5 protein-coding genes and 1 pseudogene are annotated in these 6,156 nt (G+C 34.8%); 5 read left to right on the top strand and 1 reads right to left on the bottom strand.

The window, feature by feature from the left end; genetic code table 11:
• The 5 genes and pseudogenes from EAE93_RS20435 to EAE93_RS20415 all read left to right on the top strand — a co-directional run.
• Positions 1-92 (top strand): annotated as a pseudogene (locus EAE93_RS20435) (RNA-guided endonuclease InsQ/TnpB family protein); the annotation flags it as partial.
• A 70-nt stretch (positions 93-162) separates the two neighbouring features.
• Positions 163-480: a type II toxin-antitoxin system RelE/ParE family toxin gene (locus EAE93_RS20430; RefSeq protein WP_105396871.1), complete on the top strand. Its 318-nt coding sequence runs from the start codon at positions 163-165 to the stop codon at positions 478-480.
• Positions 477-815, top strand: a complete 339-nt coding sequence (locus EAE93_RS20425) for a helix-turn-helix domain-containing protein (protein ID WP_036808705.1) — start codon at positions 477-479, stop codon at positions 813-815. Before EAE93_RS20430 ends, EAE93_RS20425 begins: the two co-directional genes overlap by 4 nt.
• A gap of 772 nt (positions 816-1,587) precedes the next feature.
• Positions 1,588-3,144 carry a GH39 family glycosyl hydrolase gene (locus EAE93_RS20420; RefSeq protein WP_250151122.1) on the top strand — a complete coding sequence of 519 codons (1,557 nt, stop codon included), beginning with the start codon at positions 1,588-1,590 and terminating at the stop codon, positions 3,142-3,144.
• A 545-nt stretch (positions 3,145-3,689) separates the two neighbouring features.
• A complete protein-coding gene (locus EAE93_RS20415) occupies positions 3,690-5,444 on the top strand; it encodes a GH39 family glycosyl hydrolase (protein WP_214040451.1) in 1,755 nt (584 codons plus the stop codon).
• Between the two features lie 184 nt (positions 5,445-5,628).
• Here the strand turns inward: EAE93_RS20415 and EAE93_RS20410 are convergent, their stop codons facing one another.
• Positions 5,629-6,060: a DUF29 domain-containing protein gene (locus EAE93_RS20410; RefSeq protein ID WP_214040450.1), complete on the bottom strand. Its 432-nt coding sequence runs from the start codon at positions 6,058-6,060 to the stop codon at positions 5,629-5,631.
• Between the last annotated feature and the right edge of the window lie 96 nt (positions 6,061-6,156).

Here is a 6,156-nt window from a genome sequence, read left to right as displayed (position 1 = left end):
GCAAGGGCATAACAGAATTACAGGCGGCGGGACTCGTCGTCTCTGCCCACGGAGGCCAGCGTCAATCCGTCATAAAGACGGTGGCGGCCTGAGAAGTGGGAAGCCTCGCCGTTTTTACGGCGGGGAGCAGTCACGAGCGGTATAGAGAAAGAAATTGCCTGGATTGGCTCTTCTTATGAAGATTTGTTAGCTTTCCCTACAGATGCGCGTAAAGACGCAGGCTATCAGCTTCATAGAATACAGCATGGAGTAGATCCTGAAGATTGGAAACCCTTTTCTGACATCGGTTCTGGCGTAAAAGAAATACGGCTAAGAGACAGTACAGGTATTTATCGTATTATGTATGTTGCTAAATTCGATGAAGCCATTTATGTATTGCATAGTTTTCAGAAAAAAACTCAACAAACGAATAAACATGATAAGGATATTGCTAAAGTACGATACAACGCAGTTATTCAGCAGCGGAGAAATATCAAATGACCACTAAAATTGACACTGAAATTCGTAAGGTAACTCCAACCGGACATAATATATTTTCTGAGTTAGGTTTTACTGAGCAAGAGGCTCAGCAACTTCATGCAACCTCTTTACGAGAAATAGAAAAGATACTAAAAATTAAAGAACAGTTAATGGAGGAAATTACTTTATGGATTGTGGATAAAAAAATGAAACAAGCAGAAGCAGCAACTGTGTTAAACATTTCTCGTCCAAGAGTATCTGATGTTGTGAATAAAAAGGTAAATAAATTCACTATTGACGCATTGGTTAATATGTTAACCCGTATAGGGAAGCCTGTTCAAATTACGGTGGGTTAAGACCCACACATTGAAGTCATTAGGGTAATTCAACATAAGAGGCATTTAGAATGGGTGCCTCTTGGTATTTGGTATTTTAAAATGATTCAACCTTTTGGCTCAATATTGTTGAATATTTCTTTGGCGAAAAATACTTTATGATCTTTATTAACGTTATTTATAATCGTTATTGAAAAAGAGACTTGCTGAGATTATTTTGTCGAATTCTCATGATGATATATTAATGATTTTATGCGATGTTATTTAATATAACTCACTCACTATATGATTTTATTGAGTGTTTTTTTACTATCGTTATTAATATCAGTTTCTTATTGAAATATAGGTTATTTTGTTAAATAAATCACAGGTTGGATTATTGGCGGAAGTAATTATATCCATGTGATTGTTGATTGCTGTAATGAATTAAAATTAACAGAAGGTAATTTTAAGATATAGTTAAAAATGATATTTAACTATTCTATAACTATTCTATTCATTTATTGTTGTTGAGTTGTCAGAGAAATATATTTATTCTCTGGTATTATTCTTATTTATATAAATGTCATTTATTAATGAATATAGAGGATAGAAGTTTATTATGACTAAAATTTTTTCATTCAATAAAAATCACCGGGATTTATCAGCGGGTCATCATTCATGTCTTAAAGAGGTTAATGGTGTTAATGGTGTTCCTAAATCTTTGTTGCCGGGTTTTCCTGATTTAGATGATCAATTCAATCAGATGGGAATTACCCATATCCGGTTGCATGATGGTTTTGGTATTGGCGATATGGATAATTATTATCAGGTGGATAGAGTCAATGATCGAAATCAAATAATTATTAACGTGCCAGAAGAAAATAAATCTGCGGCTAAGAAATTGCTCACTGATATTGCAAATATCAGAAGTATTTTTCCCAATGCGGCTGCCGGGATGAGAAATAATGATATTAGTCTTGCATTAAAAGAGGCTAATTATAAAATGACTGATGCTTATCTGCGCGACATTATGAATAATAAAGCTGATCTAAACCCAGATAATATTCAGCGACAAATCATGTTTCGTATTGGTCGTTCCGGTGATGGTGGTTATGAAATACCAGAGGATTTTGATATTTATGCCATATTGGTCAGCACGTTGGTGAGTCGTTACGCTTTAAACTATGCCAGAATAGGTTTGCCAAGAAAAATAACTTATTGGCAGGTTTGGAATGAACCTGATTTATATTTCTTTTGGAATAATAATGATCCTGAAAAATATTATTCATTATATGCTAAAATTGCAAGAATAATTAAAGCTGTCGATCCTTCGGTTAAAGTCGGTGGGGCGGGTATTGCGTTTGCTGATAGAGGCAAAGAAGATTATCTTGATGGATTTTTAAAATATTGTAGAGATAATCATGTGCCGTTAGATTTTTATTCCTGGCATGGATATGTTGAAACCGGAGATCCGCAAAATATTATTGATGTGGGGAATGTGGTGCAAAAAAGTTTGCATACTTATGGTTTTACCGATACAGAAAGTTTTTGTACTGAATGGACTTCTTGTCCTATTGGGACAAAAAATACCTATTCAAAAGTACAGGGTATTAAAAATGCGGCATACATTGCTTCCACATTTATTTATATGCAATATATAAAAGTCGACAAAGCTTATTATTATCGGGGAGATGGCTCATCTTTTGGTTTGTTTAATAACCAGCCGAATCCCAAAAATCCAAGTGTTAAAAATTTCTGTACCTATTCAGCTCAATCCTTTTACCTGTTTGCCAGACTGTTCGAAACACCTTATATTTTAAGTGGTAATAGGGATTTCTCCACGGGTTTAACTGTTTTGGCAACCGAGAATACCGAAGGTAATAAAATAAATATCCTTGCTGCAAATTATAAAGTTGATAAGAGTCTTGCCGATGGTAATGCGGCTCCTGATTATTTATATCAACAATATTATCTTGATGCTAGCCGATCACTGAATCAATTAACGGATACCTGGAGTAAGAATAAATGGTTTGGCGGCATTGATCCGACAACTATTCACGTTGATAATGCGGTTGTGCAACGTGAACCTGTTAAGCCATTTCCTGGCGATAATATGTTGAGAGCTAAAAATCGTGATTATACTGATAGCGACCAAGGTGTTACCGTAGTAATTAATCATATAGGCTATAAAAAATTTAAAGTTAAAGCATTCCGTATTCAAGAAGGTGGATCGCTGGCACAAATGACGCCACCAGAGGTGACTAATCAGATTAATGTGTCTATGGCTAATAATAAATTAACGTTAGTGGATAAGGGAGCAAAGCCTGCGACAATAACATTATATTCGTTAGATTTAGAGAATAATTAATTTTATATGCAATGGAAATATTGGAATAAATTATTTAATCAATGAAGATTAAATAATTTTAATATGACAGGCTCTGAAAAGAGCCTGTTTGATAACAGCTAATTGAATTATATGTATTTTATTTAGAATTAAGGTGATTTTTTATGGCTGAAAATATGCTTGTAATATGTGTTAATGATCTTTTTTACGATATTTTAAAATATAATTTATTCTTTATATGATTTTATTATGTGCTATTTTATTATTGTTATTAATATCAGTCTGGGTTGATTGGTATATATTTTTCCACTTTAATACTTTTGTGGTTAAATAAATCACAGAGTCAATTTCACTATAGGAAATAATTGTATTAATGTAATTGTTTGTTTAATTCAATGAATTCAAAGTAATAGATAGTAATTTTAGATGTAGTTAAAAGTGATATTTACTATTATCTAGGTATTCCATTCATTTATTGTTATTGAGTTACCAGATAAATGTATTTATTCTTTGATATTGTTTTTGGTTTATAGGGATACAATTTCTTAATTAGTATAGAGGGCATTATGACTAAAGTTTTTTCATTTAATAAAAATCATCGAGATTTATCAGCAGGGTATAACTCACGTCTTAAAGCTGTTAATGGTGTCAATGGTCTTCCTAAGTCGATAGCTCCAGGTTTCCCGGATTTAGATAATGAATTTAATCAGATGGGAATTACCCATGTCCGGCTCCATGACGGCTTTGGTATTGGGGATATAGATAATTATTTCCAAGTGGATAGGAAAAACAATCAAGATCAAATGATTATCAATGTGCCGGAGGAAAAGAAACCCGCGGCTAAAAAGCTGGTTGCTGATATTGCAAATGTTAGAAGTATTTTTCCTAATGCCGCTATCGGAATGAGAAATCATGATGTGAATCTTGCATTAAAAGATGCCAATTATGAAATGACGGATGCTTATTTGCGTGATGTTTTGAATAATCAAGCAAATCTGAACCCAGATAATATTGAGCGACAACTCTTTTTTCGTATTGGGCGTTCACTTGATGGCGGTTATGAAATACCAGAGGATTTTGATGTTTATGCAGCATTAGTTAAAGCTTTGGTGAATCGTTATGGTGTAAACTATGCGTGTATTGGGTTGCCGAGAAAAATAAGCTATTGGGAGATTTGGAATGAGCCTGACTTGCTATTTTTCTGGAATACGGATGATCCACAAAAGTATTATCAATTATATGAAAAAGTAGTGAGCGCAATTAAGGCCGCTGATCCTGATGCTAAAGTGGGAGGGGCCGGTATTTCATTTAGTAATCATGCCGGAGGACATTATATCGATGGATTTTTCCGATATTGTAGGGATAACCATGTACCGTTAGATTTCTTTTCTTGGCATGGATATGTTGATACTGGAGACCCGCAAAACATTATTGATATGGGTAATACCATTCAGAATAGTTTGCATACTTATGATTTTACCAAGACAGAGAGTATTTGTACCGAGTGGAACTCTACTCCTTTTGGATCGAGAAATACATTTACCAAAGTGCAGAGTCCTAAAAATGCGGCATATATCGCCTCTTCATTGATTTATATGCAATATACCAAAGTTGACTTGGCTCATTATTATCGTGGGGATGGTTTATCTTTTGGTTTGTTTAATGATCAACCTAACCCTAAAAATCCAAATGTCAGAAATTTCTGTACCTATTCAGCTCAATCTTTTGGTCTTTTTGCCAAGATGTTAAAAACCCCTTATATATTAAGTGGTCAAAAGGATTTTTCAACCGGTTTAACGGTTTTGGCTGCTGAAAATAAATCGGGTAATAAAATTAATATCCTCGCAGCAAATTATAAAGTGGATAAAGGCTTTTCTGATGGTAGTGTAGCACCGGTTCCTGCTGATTTATATCAACAATACTATTTGGATACTAGCCGAACATTAGATCAATTAACGGATACCTGTAGTAAGAACAAATGGTTTGGTGGTGTTGATCCGACAGCCATTCAATCTAATAATGCGGTAGTGCAAAAGGAGCCGATGCAACAACTTCCACTAGATTCTCTTTTAAGACCTAAAACTCGTGATTATACTCATAGTGACCAGGGAGTTACTGTGGTGATTGATCATATAGGTTGTAAGAAATTTAAAGTTAAAGCGTATCGTATTCAACAAGGTGGATCGCTGGAAAAAATCACGCCACCAGAGGTGACTGACCAGATTAATGTGTCTATAGCTAATAATAAATTAACGTTGGTAGATAAAGGCGCGAAACCTTCAACGGTAACACTATATTCGTTAGAACTAATTCATCATTAATTTATATGCAATGAGGATATTAGGGTAGATTATTTTATCTTTCTGTTAATAATTGGAGAATAAATTTAGACAGGCTCTTATAAGATCCTGTCTAATAATGGTGAATAATTTATTGTAATAAGGTTAATTCGGAATAAATAGGTGTTTGTTATTAATGATTCGTATATTCAATAAATTTTTAAGATTATTCTGGATAAAAACCTTGGGATAAAATTTGCTCTATATCCCAAATACAGAATTCAGGAAAAACATCCAGTCCGGTTTCATCAGCAGTAATTGCAACTGCATCAGACCATGCGTCATCCAACCACTCTTTATCTGCCAGACATTCTTTAAGGCTTGGCGCCTTATCAATACGTCGCGACAGAGATTTTCGTTGCTCTTTGATGGTTCTTTGCCAACTGGAGCTGTGACGACCTGGTTGAACTTGCCATTTCAGAAGGTGAGCCAGTAGAACGGCCAGCCGGCTTGCTAGTTCGCGTTTTTCACTTTTACCCACGTCTTCTATCTCCTCGGCAATGTTTTCTATATCTATCTGACTCAGCTTACCGCTACGTAGTAACGCTGCTTGCTCATTAGCCCAAGCTACCACGTCGGTTTCATAACGGGTTACCATGAAAGCCTCCGATTTGGATTATCTGTACAACATAAATAGATTTGTTTTTACGTGCAGTGCGTCAAAGAATTATGGTCCAAGACAATTGCTGTCAGC

The sequence above is a fragment of the Photorhabdus akhurstii genome, assembly GCF_018448925.1.
GTDB lineage: Bacteria > Pseudomonadota > Gammaproteobacteria > Enterobacterales > Enterobacteriaceae > Photorhabdus > Photorhabdus akhurstii.
The sequence above is the reverse complement of the archived record's forward strand: the minus strand, read 5'-3'. Positions and strand labels throughout refer to the sequence as shown.

Bases quoted from the DNA above. Each gene is read 5' to 3' on its own strand.
- EAE93_RS20425 (WP_036808705.1), top strand. From the start codon at position 477: ATGACCACTAAAATTGACACTGAAATTCGTAAGGTAACTCCAACCGGA.
- EAE93_RS20420 (WP_250151122.1), top strand. From the start codon at position 1,588: ATGGATAATTATTATCAGGTGGATAGAGTCAATGATCGAAATCAAATA.
- EAE93_RS20415 (WP_214040451.1), top strand. From the start codon at position 3,690: ATGACTAAAGTTTTTTCATTTAATAAAAATCATCGAGATTTATCAGCA.
- EAE93_RS20410 (WP_214040450.1), bottom strand. From the start codon at position 6,060: ATGGTAACCCGTTATGAAACCGACGTGGTAGCTTGGGCTAATGAGCAA.